Source organism: Endobacterium panacihumi (assembly GCF_050847465.1).
In the GTDB taxonomy this organism is placed as follows: domain Bacteria; phylum Pseudomonadota; class Alphaproteobacteria; order Rhizobiales; family Rhizobiaceae; genus Neorhizobium; species Neorhizobium panacihumi.
The window spans coordinates 417,127-434,915 of sequence record NZ_JBOZRA010000004.1 but is presented as its reverse complement, the minus strand read 5'-3'; the positions used below and the strand labels follow the sequence as shown (position 1 = coordinate 434,915).

The following is a 17,789-nucleotide window of genomic DNA, read 5'->3' as shown; positions in this document are numbered from 1 at the left end:
ATCGTTTTCCTCCTCGATGGACGGATCAGGACAGAAAGGCCCGATCCGTCACAGTGTGCCGGTTCAATTGTCAGACAACGGGCAGCTGGTTCAGCTCATCCTGATTATGGATCGGTTCAAACGGATCAAGCGGAGGCGGTGCCTCGGCCGTTTCGGCAACGGTGATCGGGGCGGGCTCCGGGCTCGCGGTGTCCGGTGCATCGGTGTCAAACGATCCCTCCACGGGCTCGCTTCCCTGTTGCGCCAATGCCGTCAGATCGATCTCCTGTCCACCGTCATCGATCGCCAGATCATCCACATTGATATCCGCCGACACGATCTGCTGATCTCCGTCTATGCCCAGGTCGAGATTGAGGTCGATGTTCGAAGGGTCATTGTCATCGATTGTCAGGTCATCGGCGGTGTTGAGGTCCGCGGACAGGATCTGCTGATCCTCACCGAGGTTGAGGCCGAGGCCCAGATCGAGATCCACACCATTGTTTGCCGGATCACCGGTTTCTGTCGGATCGGCCAATAGCGACAGCGAAATCAGGTCGTCATCGGCAAACCCCTGCTCTGCGGCCATGGCGAATGTTGCCTGCGGACCGCCAGGATAGCCCAGCGTAACCGTCAAGGTGGCGGTATCGGTTGAACCATCCGGGGACGCGATCGTGTATGTGAACACGTCCTGAGCACCGTTGGCACCCGTAAACACCCGGTCGGGAACATAGGTATAGCTGCCGTTCCGGTTGATGGTCAGGGTACCGTAATCCCCATCGATTACCGTGCTGGTCGCCGAAATCGGCGTCTGATCGACACTGGCGACAATGGTCCCGGCAACCGTGACGTCGCCGGTGAGGACATTGCCGGTCAAGGAACCGGTCACATCACGGTAGTCGGTGATCGTATTCGCCGTCGTCTGGACCGTGATGTTGGCGAGCGCCGACAGGTTGAGCACGGCGCCGGAATTTCCGAGCACGACATAATACGTGCCCCCGCCCTGAAATTGCGGAAGTGCCACAGACGGACCCGACCAGCTGGACAGGAGCCCAAGAAGGCCGGGGCTATAATCGAGCCAGTTGGGCAACTGATACACAAGCTGGGCCTGAGACGATCCGGTATCTGCCCTGTAGACATACAGATCGTAGTCATTGTCGCCGATCAGTGACAGCGAAAGAAGCGCATTGCCACCGCCGCTGATGCTGACCTGCTGCGTCGTATTTTGCGCGACATTGAACTGCAATGCGGTCTGCCCCGCCAAGAGCGAGACGTCAACCGTTCCTGCCAGAAGCCCCAGGCTCAAGACGGATGTCGCCTGGCCTGTCTGTTGCGGTTGTGCGGTTGTGACCGGCGTCACAGTCAGGTTCAATGTCGCCGCGTCATTGATAGCGTCGAGATTGAATATGCGCACGGGACCGAGGTTCCGTGTGGCGGTGTTGCCGGCGGCGTCCGTCTGCCGGACCTGGACGTTGAATGTGCCAACCCCGAGTTCGAAACCGGTGCCACTTCCGGTGGTCCAGCTCAACCCGCCATTTGTGCTGTATTGCCAGGTCGCGCCAGGCTCGATGCCGCTGACCAGGATGGTGCCATCCGTGCTGATGCCATCGCCGATCGTGCCCGTATCGTTTTCGAAGGCGACGACCGGGACAGTCGGCACGATTGTATCGACGAGTGCGGTTACGGTTGTTGGATTTGCGGTATTTCCGGCGATATCGGTGATTGCGGCCGTGACGGAGAGGGTTGCGCCGCTTGCCGGTGTTGGAACGGTTGTTGCGACAACGCCGGCAGCGATCTGAGCGGCGGTAAGGACGATGGCGGTACCGTTGACGGTCAGGGTGTCGCCGGCCACGGCGTTGGTTCCTGCCAGGCTGACGGAGACCGCCACGGTGCCGCCGGCTCCTTCTGCGGCATTGATGAAGCCGTCGCCATTGCCGAGCGTGACGGTGACCGCTCCGGGTGCGGTGAGGTCGACGACGGCCGTCGCGGTGGCGGTGGGGGAGGTGTTGCCGGCCGCATCGGTGAGCGATGCGGTGACGGTCAGGGTCGCGCCATTGCCGGGTGCGGGCACGGTTGTCGTCGCAACACCGGCGGTGATCTGGGCCTGTGTGAGGACGATGGCAGTGCCGTTGACGGTCAGCGTGTTACCGGCCACGGCGTTGGTTCCGGCAAGGCTGACCGAGACAGGCACGGTGTTGCCGGCGACTTCACTCGGTCCGAGCACGCCATCGCCATTGCCGAGCGTCACCACCGGCAGTCCGGGTGCGCTGGTGTCGACGATTGCGGAAGCGTTGGCGATCGGTGAGCTGTTGCCGGCAATGTCGGCGATGGAGGCCGTGACCGACAGTGCCTGGCCGTTGACAGGGGCCGACAGTGCCGTCGTCACCACGCCGGCCGTGATCTGGGCCTGGGTGAGGGTGATGACGGTACCGTTGACGGTCAGCGTGTCACCGACAGCCGCGCCGGTGCCGGCAAGGCTGAGCGAAACGGTCACCTGTCCGTTGGTTATCTCGCCGGCAACGATAAAGGCATTGCCATCGCCGATGCTGATGGCGGGGGCGGTGGGGGCGGTAAAGTCCGCCACGGCCGTGGCGGTGACGACCGGCGAGCTGATGTTGGCGCTGTCGGTCAGGGATGCGGTCACGGTCAAGGTTGCGCCATTGGCAGGGGCCGGCACGGTCGTGTTCACCACGCCGGCCGTGATCTGTGCCTGGGTGAGGATGCTGGTCGTACCATTGACGGTGAGGGTGTCACCGGCGACGGCACCGGTTCCGGCCAGGGAGATCGAGACGGGAACGGTGTTTCCGGTTGCTTCGACAGCATTGATGAAGCCGTCGCCATCACCAATCGTGATTGTCGGCGCGGCGAGAAGGTCGGTATCGACCACCGCCGAGACCGTGGTCGCGGACGAGCTGTTGCCGGCCAGGTCGGTAAGGGTTGCCGTGACGGTGAGGGTCTGGCCGTCGGCCGGGGTCGGCAGCGTTATTGCCACTACGCCGGCCGTGATCTGGGCGGCGGTGAGGACGATTGGTGTGCCGTTGACGGTCAGGGTGTCGCCGGCAACTGCGCCGGTTCCGGCGATGCTGACCGAGACGGGCACGGCGCCGCCGACGAGTTCGCCGACGACGATCGTGCCATTGCCGTCACCAATGGTGACGCCCGGCGCGGTCGGTGCGGTTGTGTCGACCGGCACCGTGACGGTGATCGGGGTCGAGATATTGCCGGCGACATCGGTGAGCGTCACGGTCACATCGAGGGGTGCGCCGCCCGCCGGCAGCTGTACCGGTACCGTAACCGTGCCTGTCGCGACCTGTCCGGCTGTCAGGATTGTCGCAGTGCCGTTGACGATGAGCGTATCGCCGGCCAGCGCACCGGTTCCGGTGAGGTTGACCGTGACCGGAACGGTGTTGCCGGTGATCTCGCCGGGACCGATCGGGCCGATGCCGTCGCCGACCGTTACTGTCGGTACGCCGGGTGCGGTGGCATCGACGAGGGCGCTGACGGTGGCCGGCGGCGAGGTGTTGCCGGCGGCATCCGTGAGGGTTGTCGTCACCGTCAGGGTGGCGCCGTCGGCCGGAGCCGGAACGGTGGTGGTGGCGACGCCTGCGGTGATCTGTGCAGCGGTGAGCACGATCGGTGTGCCATTGACGGTCAGCGTGTCGCCGGGAGCCGCGCCGGTACCGGTCAGGCTGACCGAGACATTGACCGTGCCACCTGCGACTTCGCTTGCATTCAGCGGGCCGACGCCATCCCCGAGGGTGACGGTCGGCAGGCCGGGAGCGGTGGTATCGACGACTGCGGTTGCGGTTGCGACGGGCGAGGTGTTGCCGGCCGGATCGGTCAGGCTCGCCGTCACCGTCAGGGTGAGGCCGTTTCCGGGTGCCGTTACCGTGGTGGTGGCGACGCCTGCGGTGATCTGTGCGGCGGTCAGCACGATCGGTGTGCCGTTGACGGTCAGCGTGTCGCCGGGCTGGGCGCCAGTGCCCGCCAGATTGACCGAGACGTTGACCCCACCGGCCACTTCGGCGGTACTGAGAAGCCCGTCGCCATTGCCAAGGCTCAAACCCGGAAGACCGGGCACGATTGTATCGACGAGTGCGGTTACGGTTGTTGGATTTGCGGTATTTCCGGCGATATCGGTGATTGCGGCCGTGACGGAGAGGGTTGCGCCGCTTGCCGGTGTTGGAACGGTTGTTGCGACAACGCCGGCAGCGATCTGAGCGGCGGTAAGGACGATGGCGGTACCGTTGACGGTCAGGGTGTCGCCGGCCACGGCGTTGGTTCCTGCCAGGCTGACGGAGACCGCCACGGTGCCGCCGGCTCCTTCTGCGGCATTGATGAAGCCGTCGCCATTGCCGAGCGTGACGGTGACCGCTCCGGGTGCGGTGAGGTCGACGACGGCCGTCGCGGTGGCGGTGGGGGAGGTGTTGCCGGCCGCATCGGTGAGCGATGCGGTGACGGTCAGGGTCGCGCCATTGCCGGGTGCGGGCACGGTTGTCGTCGCAACACCGGCGGTGATCTGGGCCTGTGTGAGGACGATGGCAGTGCCGTTGACGGTCAGCGTGTTACCGGCCACGGCGTTGGTTCCGGCAAGGCTGACCGAGACAGGCACGGTGTTGCCGGCGACTTCACTCGGTCCGAGCACGCCATCGCCATTGCCGAGCGTCACCACCGGCAGTCCGGGTGCGCTGGTGTCGACGATTGCGGAAGCGTTGGCGATCGGTGAGCTGTTGCCGGCAATGTCGGCGATGGAGGCCGTGACCGACAGTGCCTGGCCGTTGACAGGGGCCGACAGTGCCGTCGTCACCACGCCGGCCGTGATCTGGGCCTGGGTGAGGGTGATGACGGTACCGTTGACGGTCAGCGTGTCACCGACAGCCGCGCCGGTGCCGGCAAGGCTGAGCGAAACGGTCACCTGTCCGTTGGTTATCTCGCCGGCAACGATAAAGGCATTGCCATCGCCGATGCTGATGGCGGGGGCGGTGGGGGCGGTAAAGTCCGCCACGGCCGTGGCGGTGACGACCGGCGAGCTGATGTTGGCGCTGTCGGTCAGGGATGCGGTCACGGTCAAGGTTGCGCCATTGGCAGGGGCCGGCACGGTCGTGTTCACCACGCCGGCCGTGATCTGTGCCTGGGTGAGGATGCTGGTCGTACCATTGACGGTGAGGGTGTCACCGGCGACGGCACCGGTTCCGGCCAGGGAGATCGAGACGGGAACGGTGTTTCCGGTTGCTTCGACAGCATTGATGAAGCCGTCGCCATCACCAATCGTGATTGTCGGCGCGGCGAGAAGGTCGGCATCGACCACCGCCGAGACCGTGGTCGCGGACGAGCTGTTGCCGGCCAGGTCGGTCAGGGTTGCCGTGACGGTGAGGGTCTGGCCGTCGGCCGGGGTCGGCAGCGTTATTGCCACTACGCCGGCCGTGATCTGGGCGGCGGTGAGGACGATTGGTGTGCCGTTGACGGTCAGGGTGTCGCCGGCAACAGCGCCGGTTCCGGCGATGCTGACCGAGACGGGCACGGCGCCGCCGACGAGTTCGCCGACGACGATCGTGCCATTGCCGTCACCAATGGTGACGCCCGGCGCGGTCGGTGCGGTTGTGTCGACCGGCACCGTGACGGTGATCGGGGTCGAGATATTGCCGGCGACATCGGTGAGCGTCACGGTCACATCGAGGGGTGCGCCGCCCGCCGGCAGCTGTACCGGTACCGTAACCGTGCCTGTCGCGACCTGTCCGGCTGTCAGGATTGTCGCAGTGCCGTTGACGATGAGCGTATCGCCGGCCAGCGCACCGGTTCCGGTGAGGTTGACCGTGACCGGAACGGTGTTGCCGGTGATCTCGCCGGGACCGATCGGGCCGATGCCGTCGCCGACCGTTACTGTCGGTACGCCGGGTGCGGTGGCATCGACGAGGGCGCTGACGGTGGCCGGCGGCGAGGTGTTGCCGGCGGCATCCGTGAGGGTTGTCGTCACCGTCAGGGTGGCGCCGTCGGCCGGAGCCGGAACGGTGGTGGTGGCGACGCCTGCGGTGATCTGTGCAGCGGTGAGCACGATCGGTGTGCCATTGACGGTCAGCGTGTCGCCGGGAGCCGCGCCGGTACCGGTCAGGCTGACCGAGACATTGACCGTGCCACCTGCGACTTCGCTTGCATTCAGCGGGCCGACGCCATCCCCGAGGGTGACGGTCGGCAGGCCGGGAGCGGTGGTATCGACGACTGCGGTTGCGGTTGCGACGGGCGAGGTGTTGCCGGCCGGATCGGTCAGGCTCGCCGTCACCGTCAGGGTGAGGCCGTTTCCGGGTGCCGTTACCGTGGTGGTGGCGACGCCTGCGGTGATCTGTGCGGCGGTCAGCACGATCGGTGTGCCGTTGACGGTCAGCGTGTCGCCGGGCTGGGCGCCAGTGCCCGCCAGACTGACCGAGACGTTGACCGTGCCGCCTGCGACTTCGCTTGCATTGAGCGGGCCGATGCCATCACCGAGGGTGACGGTCGGCAGGCCGGGAGCGATCGTATCAACGACGGCGGTCGCGGTTACGATCGGTGAGTTGATGCCGCCGCTATTGGCCAGCGAAACCGTCACGGTCAAGGTTGCACCATCGGGGGGCGTCGGTACCGTTGTTGCAACGATACCGGCAGCAATCTGGGACGCATCAAGCACGATCGGCGTACCATTGACGGTCAGCGTGTCACCGGCAACGGCGCCTGTTCCTGCCAGGCTGACGGAGACCGGCACCGTGCCGCCACCACCTTCGGCGGCGTTGATGAAGCCGTCGCCATTGCCAAGCGTGATCACAGGCGCGCCAAGAAGATCCGTATCGACGAGTGCGCTCACCGTCGCCGCCGGCGAGGTGTTGCCGGCTGCGTCCGCAAGCGATGCGGTGACAGTCAAAGTGGCGCCGTCTGCAGGAACCGGAACGGCGGTCTGGACAACACCCGCTGCAATCTGCGCCGCCGTCAGCACAACGACCACGCCATTGACCGTGAGTGTGTCGCCAGCCACGGCACCCGTGCCGGCGATGCTGACCGAAACAGGAACCGAGCCACCATTCAGTTCACCGGCAGTGATGGTGCCGTCGCCATCGCCCAGCACGATACCGGGCAAGCCTGGCGCGGTTGTATCCACGAGCGCGGAGGCGGTCGAGACAGCCGACGTGTTGCCGGCCGCATCGGTAATGGATGCCGTGACCGTCAATGTTTCGCCATCGGCTGGTGCGGGCAGAGTCGTTGTCGCCACGCCGGCGGCAATCTGCGCCGCGGTCAGCACGATCGGTGTGCCGTTGATGGTCAGCGTGTCACCGGCAACAGCGCCGGTACCTGCCAGATTGATGGAGACGGCAACGCCGCCCGCCACATCGGCAGCGCCAAGCAAGCCATCGCCATTGCCGATCGTGATGGCCGCAGCACCCGGCGCACTCGTGTCCACCGATGATGTCAGGGTCGTGCCCGGCGATGTGTTGCCAGCCGCATCGGTCAGCGAGGCGGTGACCGTGAGCGTACCGCCATCGACCGGAGCGGGAAGCGATATTTCGACCAGTCCGGCCGCAATCTGTGCGTCGGTCAGGGTGATCGTTGTCCCGTTGACGGTGAGCGTGTCGCCAGCCAAAGCGCCCGTGCCGACGAGGTTGACCGTGACCGTAACGAGGCCATCGCGGACTTCCTGTGCGTTGATGACGTCATCGCCATTGCCTATGACAAGTGTCGGTGCGCCTGGTGCTTCCGTGTCCGCATCTGCATCTGCATCTGCATCTGCATCCGCATCCGCATCCGCGTCTGCATCGGCGTCTGCATCGGCATCGGCATCCGCATCGGCGTCTGCATCGGCATCCGCGTCTGCGTCTGCGTCTGCATCCGAGTCAGCATCGGCGTCAGAATCATCATCATCGCCGCCACCTCCGCCGCCGACTCCCAGCGCCAGCGCTCCTCCAGCCAGTGCCAGAGGCAGAGCGATTCCAAGACCGGACAGGCCGCCACCAGCGCCTCCGCCGACAAGCTGGTCGACGGCGCCGCCTTCCTCGAACTGAAAGTCGGCGAGCGCGTCTGTATATTCACCGGTCCAGAGTTTTCCGTTCGAATCTTCGAGGACGAGATCGCTGCGATCCGCACCGCCGCCCGTGTAAAAGCCCTGGATACGGATCTGGCCGCCGTTTTCGAGATTGATCACGAGGTCGCTGCCCGTGCGTCGCATCGAGGCGATGTCGTCTGGAGACAGTTCCAAGGTGACTGTGCTGGGGCGGCTAACAACGATGTTCGAATCTGCAACTCTGGTGGTTGCACCGGTTGCCTTGTCAGAAATAATCGCCACCATCGTTATCTGCTCCCTCGGATAACTAATTTGAAGTAACCCGGACATTCAGTCCGGCATGCTGTGGAGGTCTCGGATTTCCGCCGAAAACCTGGCCGCGACACACGTTGATGCGAGCCCCGCCCAGACCCGAAAATTGCCAAGTCCCGTTGTGGAGCATGTGCGTCACAGCGGGAAAGGATCAAGAATAAGAATATGCTTAAATACTAAAAGACTTATGATTGGTTAACCGATGGTTGCAGTATCGAGCCGATTGTTCGCACGTTTGAAAAAGGATGGGCGTCAGACAGGTTTTAAGGCACTGATTTCGCCTAATTTTCTTGGTCAGAAAATACGTGGCGAAATAGATTGGGCCGAAATGGGACAGAAGCCCGGTGCGAGAGGTGAGATCAGCCACAAAAAATGAGTGAATGTCAGTATCTGCGACTTTCCGCAATGACGGCTTTTGGCGCCGTAAAAAGACCGAGGACGAGCGCGGGACTATCAATGTCCATCATCGCTGACAGGCTTAGCCGGGACTTTGGAGAGCGACATATGTCGAGCATGATCAGCGCCGAACAGATTCTGCGCTTAATAGCTGCCGGCCGGCCGATCAATTCCTGGGGCGTTTGGCGCAAACATGCCCGCCAAGGTGCCTCTGGTTCCAAACGCCCTCGTTTGATGACGAATACCCGGACGTCATGATTTCGCGTCGAAACGCCGTGCCGTGGCACTGCCGGTTACCCGCTCCCAGTGTTGGTCGGCCCGATGTTCGAAGGTTGCGGCATCGCGAGCATCGCTCTGGTAAAATGCGCCGCGTGTCACATCGGGGGCATAAAGCTGGTCGCTCCATCCGCGAGCATCGTCATGCGGAAACGCATAGCCGACATGGCCAAGTGCTGCAGCACCCTTATAGTGCGTGTCGCGCAGATGCATTGGCACTGCTGACGGCGCCTCATTCGCCACATGGGCAAGGGCGAGCGAAATGCCGCGGCAAGCGGAATTCGACTTTGGCGCGCGCGCCACATGAAGGGCGGCGTGCGCCAGCACGATCTGCGCTTCCGGATAACCGATCTTCTCCACCGCGTGGAGGGCCGCGACCGCGGTCTGCAGAGCGCTATTGTCCGCCAGGCCGACATCTTCCGAGGCATGGATCATGATCCGGCGCGCGATATAGCGAGGATCCTCGCCGCCGTGGATCAGTCGCGCCAGCCAGTAAAGCGTTGCATCCGGGTCCGATCCGCGCATGGATTTGACGAAAGCCGAAACGACGTCGTAATGCGCATCGCCGGATCTGTCGTGGTTGACCGGCGCGGCGGCATAGGCTTCATCGACCATCTGCTCTGTGATAAGGACAGACGGTCCGGCTGGATGGCCGATGGCGAGGCTCTCCAATACCGTCAGGGCCCGGCGCGCATCGCCGCCGGAGCGGCCGGCGATGCGGCGCAGAAGCGCCGGGGCGAGGTCGACCGCTATGCCCTTGCCAGCGAGATGGTCGAGACCGCGCCGCAAAACCTCTTCCATCTCCTCGATGGCCAGCGGCTCCAGTTTCAGAATGGTCGAGCGGGATATGAGCGCGGGCGTCAGCGTGTGATAGGGATTGCCCGTGGTCGCACCAATGAAATCGGCAATGCCTTCCTCACATAAAGCAAGCAGATGGTCCTGCTGCGTCGCACTGAAACGGTGCACCTCGTCCGCGAACAAAAGCGTAGGACGCATGCGTGCCTCGTCGGCAATCTTGCGGATATCGGCGACATTGTTGTGTGCGGCGTGCAGCGGCCTGAAGTTTTTGCCCAGCATGTTGCCGATGGCACGCGCGATCGACGTCTTGCCGAGACCGGGCGGGCCGTAAAGAATGATGCTGCCGAGACGTCCGGCCACGATGCGGCGACGCAGCATAGTTCCTTCTCCAAGCACCTTTTCCTGACCTATGACATCGTCGAGCGTCGTCGGGCGCAATTCCGCGGCGAGCGGCATGGAGCCGGTGCGGGGGGCGGCATCGAAAAGATCGGTCATGCAGGCCTCTTTGAAAAGGGTAGATTCCGGCTCGCGCGGATAGGTTTTCCGTGCTGGCGCGTAACGCTCGTCTACCGGTCACAACAGGCGGGGTCAGACTCCCTGGTGCGCTCTGTCACTCGCCGAAACAGTAAGGCTGCAGTCAGGGAATGACCATAAGTGCCGGCCGTCCTCGACGGACGAAGTGGACACATGAAGCCCGATGAACGCCAGTCAAAACAAGCGGCCGCTTCACATGTCATTGCTGATCTTAACAGACGGCAACATTTCATAAAGCTGTGGCCCTGCCGGGCATGGGAAAGCCAGTGCGCGTATCCTTCCGCGAGGCTTCAGGAACATCATGTCTCATATCCGCTCCCCCTTCATCCAGACCTACCGCATCAACGCTCTGCGGCTTTCCGGCGGGATCGCCCTGTGCCTGCTGGCGATCACCTCCGCGCCGACGCATCCCCTGGTCGGCGTCATGCTCGAGCTTTTTGGAACGCTGGCCATCTTTGCTGCCATTGCCGGACGTGGCTGGTCGCTTCTTTACATAGGCGGCCGCAAGAACTCGGAACTGGTGACAACCGGTCCTTATTCGATCAGCCGCAATCCGCTCTATTTTTTCAGCCTGCTCGGCATTGCCGGCATCGGCGCGCAGACGGGCAGCCTGTTATCCATGATGATTCTCGTCCTTGTCTCCTGGCTCGCTTTCGGCATGGCCATGCGCGGTGAAGATGCCTATCTCGGCAACCGTTATGGCCGCAGTTTCGATGAGTACAAGGCATCGGTACCACGCCTCCTGCCCAACCTGTCGCTCTGGCGGGAATGCGAGGATGTGCCGCTTCGCTCAGTGCAGGCCATCGGCAGCCTGCGGGATGGTGTCGTTTTCCTCTGTGCCTGGGTTGCCGTAGAACTGATCAGGTTTGCGCAGACCTCGGGTATCCTGCCTGTCTTGTTGTCCCTGCCTGTCTGAACCGCGCTGTTTGAAAAATTTCGCAACAAAACTTAATAAAGCGAAACATCTGCGATCCTGACCGGGTGCCATATGGCGTCGAGCAGGGCAGCTAGGAAGGTCGTGGTGCAGGCAAACTCCAACAATGCAAAGATTCTGATCGTCGAGGACGATCCCGAAATCGGCAAGCTGCTCGCGCTCGCCGTGCAAGAAAACGGCATGACGCCGACCGTCGCCGAGGACGGCCATGTGATGAACGCGCTTCTGCGCAGCAATGAGTTCGACCTGATCATTCTGGATGTCATGCTGCCGGGGGAGGACGGTCTCAGCATCTGCCGGCGCATCCGTTCGGAAAAGACCATTCCCATCATTCTCCTGACGGCACTCGGTGAAGAAGTCGATCGCATCGTCGGTTTGGAAGTCGGCGCCGATGATTACATTACCAAGCCCTTCAGCCCGCGCGAGGTTGTGGCACGCATTCGCAGCCTCTTGCGGCGCGCTTCCTACGGTCTGTCGCATAGCACCATTCAGCGTACGCTGCGTTTCGAAGGCTGGCAGATCGATCCGCTACGCCGGCAGTTGCATGACCCGAGCAATGCGCGTGTCGCCGTAACGACTACCGAATTCGATCTTCTCCTGGCCTTCTGCCGCAATCCCGGCCGGGTCATCACCCGTGAGGAACTGCTTTCGCTCACGCATACCGGTCTGGCTGGGCCGATCGAACGCAGCGTCGATGTGCATATCAGCCGGTTGCGTCAGAAGATCGAGGCGGACCCGAAAATACCCATCTTCCTGCAGACCGTCAGGCTCGGCGGTTATGTGTTCACGGCCCGGGTCGAGCAGGCCTGATTGAGATCACAAAAAAGCCGGGCGCTCGACCCGGCTTTTCCATCTTATCTGCGCCGTTCTAAAACTTGTAGCCGACAAACAGCGAGGCGGAAGGCTGAACCTTTTCCTCGACGATCGGGCTGTCGGCCGCATCGCCGGTGAGAAATCCGACACCGGCTTCGCCGCGCACTAGCCAGTTTTCGCTGAGCATGTAGATCGCCGAAGCCGAAACGTTGACACGCTTCAGTCCGGCTTCCGCCTTGTATTCGGCAAGGCCGGAACTGGCTGCCTGCGCGGCGGTGACACCAAAATAGCTTTGCATGTGCTTGTCATTGGCAACGATCGCCTCGACGCCAGCACCAAGGATCAGCCGTTCGGTCACGGGCGCCTGATATTCTGCGCCGAACGTGCCGATCAGGCTTTCGCTGCCATCGATCGTCTGGTCGACCGTGGCGAAAATTTCAAATCCGTCCCATTCATAGGATGCCTTGGCGCCGACGGTCGCGGCGAAATCGATGTCGCCCAGTCCACGAAGACGATCGGCGTCGTCCTGATCGCGACCGCTTTCATAACCAACTCTGGCGGCAAGCTTCAGGCCGTTTTGCTGGATGGCGGTAACGGTGACGCCTCTCGGGTCGATCTCCAGCCAGTCCCCATAATTGAAGACCACGAGCGGCACGGGAGAGACTTCAAGCTTGTCGCCGCCTTCGTATTCCGGCGCGTAGATCGCGCCAGCCCCGATGATCAGGCTCCAATCGCGATGCGGTTTTTCGTTGTTGAACCGCTCTTGATCGAAAGCCGGTTCCGGGGGCTGGTTGGACAGGCTTGCATCGGCGGCAAGCGTATTTGATGCTGTGCCGATGAGCACAAGCGACACGTAGAGGGCGCTTGTCGCAAGTCGCCAGTCGGTCCGTTGGATAAAAGACATGGGGGCTCCAGTGATTTGACACGGGCCTCGCGGGAAAGGAAAGGCGGGCCGTGTGTGCAACACCTTCGTCCTGTCACCCTGCAATCCGGTATGGCGTGTCGTTATGTTACGCTTTGTTGCGATGCATTGGTTTGCGGGCTTGTTCGTGCGGTCGACACAAAACTTAATGTCCAATTTTCGTGCTGATCTCTATTGTGCGCGACGAATGCCATGGGTTTTGGCCCGGCGACTATTTTTCATCTATGGGGACGGTCCCAGGGAGGCATTGTGGGATTTCGAGTGCCCAGGTTGATATCAACCATTCACGGCCAGATCACCGCCGTCATTTTTGCCTGCCTTGTCATTGCCTTCGTCATCGGTACGACATTGGAACGCTGGGTCAGGGACGAATATTCCGCGCCCGATCTGGAGGGTATGTCGGCACGGGTTTCGGCCATCGCTTTGGTGCTTGCAAAAGCTGGCCCCAACGAGCGAGCCATCGTTCTCACCGCTGCCAATCGTGGCGATCTGCCGCTCATGCTGCAGCCAATCTCGTATTTCGACAATTTCGCCACCACATCGCCGGACGAGCCATTCATTCAGGTCGTCATCGATAAACTTCTTCCACCGGAAGACCGGCCGCCGCCGTTTGGGGGGTGGAGAACGTTTATCGACGGCAAGCGCGTTCTTGCCGCCAAGGTTGATGAAGAAACGCTTCTTGTCATGGCCTTGCAGCCGGAACGCTTCCTGCGCACCGACGCATTGCGGTTCGGATCGAACTATCTGGTTGCCACGATAACGCTGATAATCCTGTTTTCCGTGTTTGCCGTATGGGCCATCACCCGCCCTCTGCGGCGCATCGTTTCATCTGCCAAGAAAGCTGACATCTCGCTTGGTCCAGCACTTTTCGAGGAGCGTGGCAGCGTCGAAATCGTGGCGCTGGCGCGTGCTCTCAACGGCATGCAAACCCGCATTTCGACAATGGTGGAGGCGCGAACCCGCATGCTGCGCGGCATCAGCCATGACCTGCGCACGCCGTTGACGCGATTACGCTTGCGGGCGGATCGTGTCGGCGAGGGAGAGATTCGCGACGCCCTGCTCACGGATATCGAGCGTATTGACCAGCTTTTGAAGGAAAGTCTCGGTTATCTGCGCGACAACCACCAACATGAAGAGCCGCAGCGCGTTGACCTGGCCTCGGTACTGCAGACGGTGTGCGATGAATTTTCCGACATGGGACACGATGTGCGTTATCTCGGCCCGTCGCGCGCTATTACCAGTGTGCGGCCGTTGGCCATCACCCGCGCCATCACCAATCTGTGCGAAAACGGCGTTAAGTTCGCAACGAAGGTCGAAGTCCACCTGCACATGGAAAACGGTGGTGCGGTCATCGAGATACTGGATGACGGGCCGGGCATACCTGAAACGCATAGAGCCCGCGTGCTCGAGCCATTTTTCAAGATGGATAGTTCGCGCGGCGGTTCCGATGCGGGCTTTGGACTTGGCCTGTCCATCGTCTCGGAAATCGTGCAGGCCCATCACGGAAAGCTGGAGTTTTTAGATCGTAGGCCTGGGGGATTGCGCATCAGGCTCGAGTTGCCGCGCTGATCGGTGCCGGTCAAAAGTCAGCAGCGACCATCCGGATTTTATATCCGTGCTAAATCTATGATTTGATGTGCCGCTTTTCCGAGTGCTTTGCAGGCTTTGGTGTTCGTGAGGTGTGATCCTCACCGAGCACTCTTGCCACGAAGCGGTCAGGCGGACGTGACCCTGCCGAAAAAACGGCAGGGTCAAACGCGGTTTTGTCAGAGAACGCTGACGTTTTCAGCCTTCGATTTGCCGGTCTTGCGGTCCTGACCTACATCGTAGCTGACCTTCTGACCGTCCTGCAGAGAACCGCCGAAGCCGACTGCGGAGATGTGGACAAAAACGTCCGGGCCGCCGTTGTCTGGGGTGATGAAGCCGAAGCCCTTGTCCTGGGCGAAGAATTTTACAGTACCAGTTGCCATGTTGTCCTCGTTGGTCGAATGCGACGCTATCGATATCGGTGATTGCGTCGGCTATCAAGGTTTTCAGTTCGCTCGCCGAGCGCCTGCTTTTGCAAGAGCTTGAACTGAAGCTTATTCTGGGCGGTATCACAACTTCCCGCGGGTAGGAACCTCTTTCTCGTAGGGCGCGTACACTTCGTGCCGAGAAAACAGAAAGCAGTTTTCGGCTTGGTAAGGACAGATCGCCGTCAATCGCCGGTGCGCTTCATTCCGACGATGTCAAAATAAGGTGCTTGCGTGCCTGTCGGTCTCTTCCATGCCGAGCGCAGCATCGAGCCTTTCTGCCAACGCCTGCGCCTGTGCGCGCAGTTCGGTCAAAGAGCTCGATTCCCATGCGACACCCCGTAGCGGGTGACCAATGGCAAAAAGATCTCCATGCACGATCCCTGAGTAATCAATCACGCATCCGTCGATTGTCGCGTCTATTCCGAAACCGGTGTCGTGGCGCCGAACCAGACCGTTCTCAAGCAGATGACGTATCAGCGATGTCTTTATCCGGCTCCAGTCATGCTCCTGATGGCCGCGGGCATCGACGATCCCATCGACTTGGATCGTGACGGTTTCTTGTTGGCCACGCGGGCGCAGTGAGACCTCGATCCGGTCGCCACCTCGAGCAGCCGAGACCAGCCGTGCTGCCCGCGCCGTGAACCGTCCCGCCTGCATGGCGCGCTCTACCGCGGCATAGGATGGTGGTGCTGCTCGATGCACGGTGACATCCCAAAGCGAGCGCAGATGGCGGGTGAAGCGCAGGCGCTCGGTCGTTGTCGCGCCCTGCCACAAAGCGAGAATAAAGGGCCGCAGACTGAGAGGGATGACCTGCCAGTCACGCCCTTCCGTCAGCAGTTTTCGACGTGCGTGGATCACCAGTGCCAGCAGTTCGCGGGCAGTGTGCGGAAGTGCGCCCGGGTCAACGATATCGACGGGATCACCGGCCGCGCGCACGGGCTGGATGAGATGGCCGCGGCGAGAGATGACGTGATAACGGCCGGTGAAACCACGTGCTTCCAGGCTCGCTACCGTATCGACCATGCTCAGACTTGCGCCGACGATCAGGATGTCCCGTGCAGTGCTCAGGCGATCCAGTTTCTCTGCATTCCATGGCGTGGCGAGGGGCAAGTCACTGGCAGGAAATGCGAGCGCAGGATCGGGGGCAAGCGGAAACACACCCGTTGCCAGTACCACAAGATCTGCATGCAGGGTGCGGCTATCCGCGAATTCTGCCGCCATGCCGCCGTTCGCTCTCCTGTCGAGGCGGATGACCTGTGATTGCCAGTGTTGGAGGGTGACGCCATCGTCCAATGCGCGGATCGCTTCTTGCAATTCCTCCTGAACATAGTGGCCGAATACGCCACGTGGTATGAATAGGTTGTCGGCACCACCGGGCGGAACAACGATATCGTATCTATCCGCGTTGCGTTCGACCCACTCGGTAAGGTGTGTCAAATTATCCGGGTGGATGGAGAAGTTGCCGGCCGGACCATTCATCAGTTGTGCTGTCTCGGTGGTACTGTACGCCTGCCCGCAGCCGAGCGCGCTGCGCGGCTCGGCGATGACGATGCGCAGGTGTTTTCGCCTCTGCTCAAGCAGGCGTATCGCCAAGGCGACGCCGGAATAACCGCCGCCGATGATGAGCACCACCGGGTCAGGGCGGTTCTCCTTTCCACGTTCGGGCACGATGCCAGGATTGCCGTCCGCGATGATCTTCTGAATGGCAGCGACCGTCATGCGGCCTCGCGCAACAATGGCAACAGCTGATCACCCTGCCGGGAAATCTCGCGCAGATAGGGTGTGTCGGACAGCACGAAATGCGTGATGCCGAGGTCGCGGTAGCGCTTCAATGAACGCGCCACATCAGCAGGAGACCCCACCAGCCATGTCGTTCCGGCGCCACCTCCGCCGAATTTGCCGGGCGCTGTGTACAGATTTTCGTCCAGGACATCGCCCTTGTTCTGGAGATCGTAAAGGCGTTGCTGGCCGACCGCATTCGGGCGGCGTTCGTCGACCCAGTCGCTTTTGCCGGCTTTCGCCATTTCCGCCACCTTGGCCTCCGCTTCCGCCCAGGCCTGCTCGGTCGTGTCCCGCACGAAGGTGGTAATGCGCAACCCGAATTCCAGTGGCGGCAAATCGCGATCCTGCATCCGGCTCAACTGTTTGAGCCGATCGATACGGGCGGCGATCCCTTCCAGAGGCTCGCCCCAGAAAAGCTGAACGTCGGCCTCGCTGGCCGAGACGCGCTCGGCGGCTGCGGAGGCGCCGCCGAAATAGAGTTTTGGGGTGGGGCGGTCCGGCCTTGCGGTTATCCGTGGCGTTACCGTGGAATTATCGAGCCAGTAATGCCGGCCCTTGAAGGTGACGTTATCCTCGCTCCAAAGCCGGCGGACCAGCCGCATGAATTCCTGTGTCCTGCCATAACGCTCCGCCTGGTCGCCTTCCTGATCACCATAGGCGGCAATGCTGTCCTGGCCGGACACGATGTTGATGCGGATGCGGCCGCTGCTCAGATGATCGAGCGTGGCGATTGAGGAGGCGAGGTTTGCTGGTTTCCAGTAACCCGGCCGGATGGCGATCAGCGGTTCGAATGTTGTGGTGCGGGCCGCCAAAGCGGTCGCCACGGTAAATGTGTCCGGGCGACCCCAGCCCGCGCCAAGCAATGCACCCTTCCACCCATGTTCTTCCAGGGCCTTGGCGTGGCTGGTCAATGTGTCCAGGCTGTTGTGGTCGTCGCGGACAGGTTCGCCTCGATGCCCGGCCACGACCTGATTGGGAATGTACCAGAGAAATTCCGATTGCTTCGTCATG

At 62.0% G+C, this 17,789-nt stretch carries 9 protein-coding genes; 3 read left to right on the top strand and 6 right to left on the bottom strand.

The annotated features are described in order from the left end of the window. Positions 1-70 precede the first annotated feature (70 nt). Positions 71-8,281 (bottom strand): BapA/Bap/LapF family prefix-like domain-containing protein, encoded by an 8,211-nt coding sequence (locus ACRQ1B_RS19940; RefSeq protein WP_432295746.1) that lies wholly within the window; start codon positions 8,279-8,281, stop codon positions 71-73. Between the two features lie 675 nt (positions 8,282-8,956). Beyond that, positions 8,957-10,273 carry a replication-associated recombination protein A gene (locus ACRQ1B_RS19935; RefSeq protein ID WP_432295745.1) on the bottom strand — a complete coding sequence of 439 codons (1,317 nt, stop codon included), beginning with the start codon at positions 10,271-10,273 and terminating at the stop codon, positions 8,957-8,959. A gap of 340 nt (positions 10,274-10,613) precedes the next feature. Here ACRQ1B_RS19935 and ACRQ1B_RS19930 point away from each other — a divergent pair, with 340 nt between their 5' ends. Both ACRQ1B_RS19930 and ACRQ1B_RS19925 read left to right on the top strand, forming a co-directional pair. Next, a complete protein-coding gene (locus tag ACRQ1B_RS19930) occupies positions 10,614-11,228 on the top strand; it encodes a methyltransferase family protein (RefSeq protein ID WP_432295744.1) in 615 nt (204 codons plus the stop codon). 72 nt (positions 11,229-11,300) lie between these two features. Beyond that, complete coding sequence (locus ACRQ1B_RS19925) at positions 11,301-12,056, top strand: response regulator (RefSeq protein ID WP_432295743.1); 756 nt, start codon at positions 11,301-11,303, stop codon at positions 12,054-12,056. A gap of 58 nt (positions 12,057-12,114) precedes the next feature. Here the strand turns inward: ACRQ1B_RS19925 and ACRQ1B_RS19920 are convergent, their stop codons facing one another. Beyond that, positions 12,115-12,963, bottom strand: coding sequence for a MipA/OmpV family protein (locus ACRQ1B_RS19920; protein WP_432295742.1), 849 nt, complete (start codon positions 12,961-12,963; stop codon positions 12,115-12,117). A gap of 279 nt (positions 12,964-13,242) precedes the next feature. On the opposite strand from ACRQ1B_RS19920, the gene ACRQ1B_RS19915 reads away from it, so the two are divergent. Continuing rightward, positions 13,243-14,550, top strand: coding sequence for an ATP-binding protein (locus ACRQ1B_RS19915; protein ID WP_432295741.1), 1,308 nt, complete (start codon positions 13,243-13,245; stop codon positions 14,548-14,550). A gap of 197 nt (positions 14,551-14,747) precedes the next feature. Here the strand turns inward: ACRQ1B_RS19915 and ACRQ1B_RS19910 are convergent, their stop codons facing one another. From ACRQ1B_RS19910 to ACRQ1B_RS19900, 3 genes are all read right to left on the bottom strand, one after another. Beyond that, positions 14,748-14,951 carry a cold-shock protein gene (locus ACRQ1B_RS19910; RefSeq protein WP_080830080.1) on the bottom strand — a complete coding sequence of 68 codons (204 nt, stop codon included), beginning with the start codon at positions 14,949-14,951 and terminating at the stop codon, positions 14,748-14,750. A gap of 258 nt (positions 14,952-15,209) precedes the next feature. After that, entirely contained in the window at positions 15,210-16,715 is a 1,506-nt protein-coding gene (locus ACRQ1B_RS19905; RefSeq protein WP_432295739.1) for an FAD/NAD(P)-binding protein, read from the bottom strand. Then, the gene (locus ACRQ1B_RS19900) at positions 16,712-17,788 is read right to left on the bottom strand and encodes an LLM class flavin-dependent oxidoreductase (protein WP_432295738.1); all 1,077 of its coding nucleotides are present in this window, start codon (positions 17,786-17,788) and stop codon (positions 16,712-16,714) included. The genes ACRQ1B_RS19905 and ACRQ1B_RS19900 overlap by 4 nt, the downstream gene beginning before the upstream one ends. Between the last annotated feature and the right edge of the window lies 1 nt (position 17,789).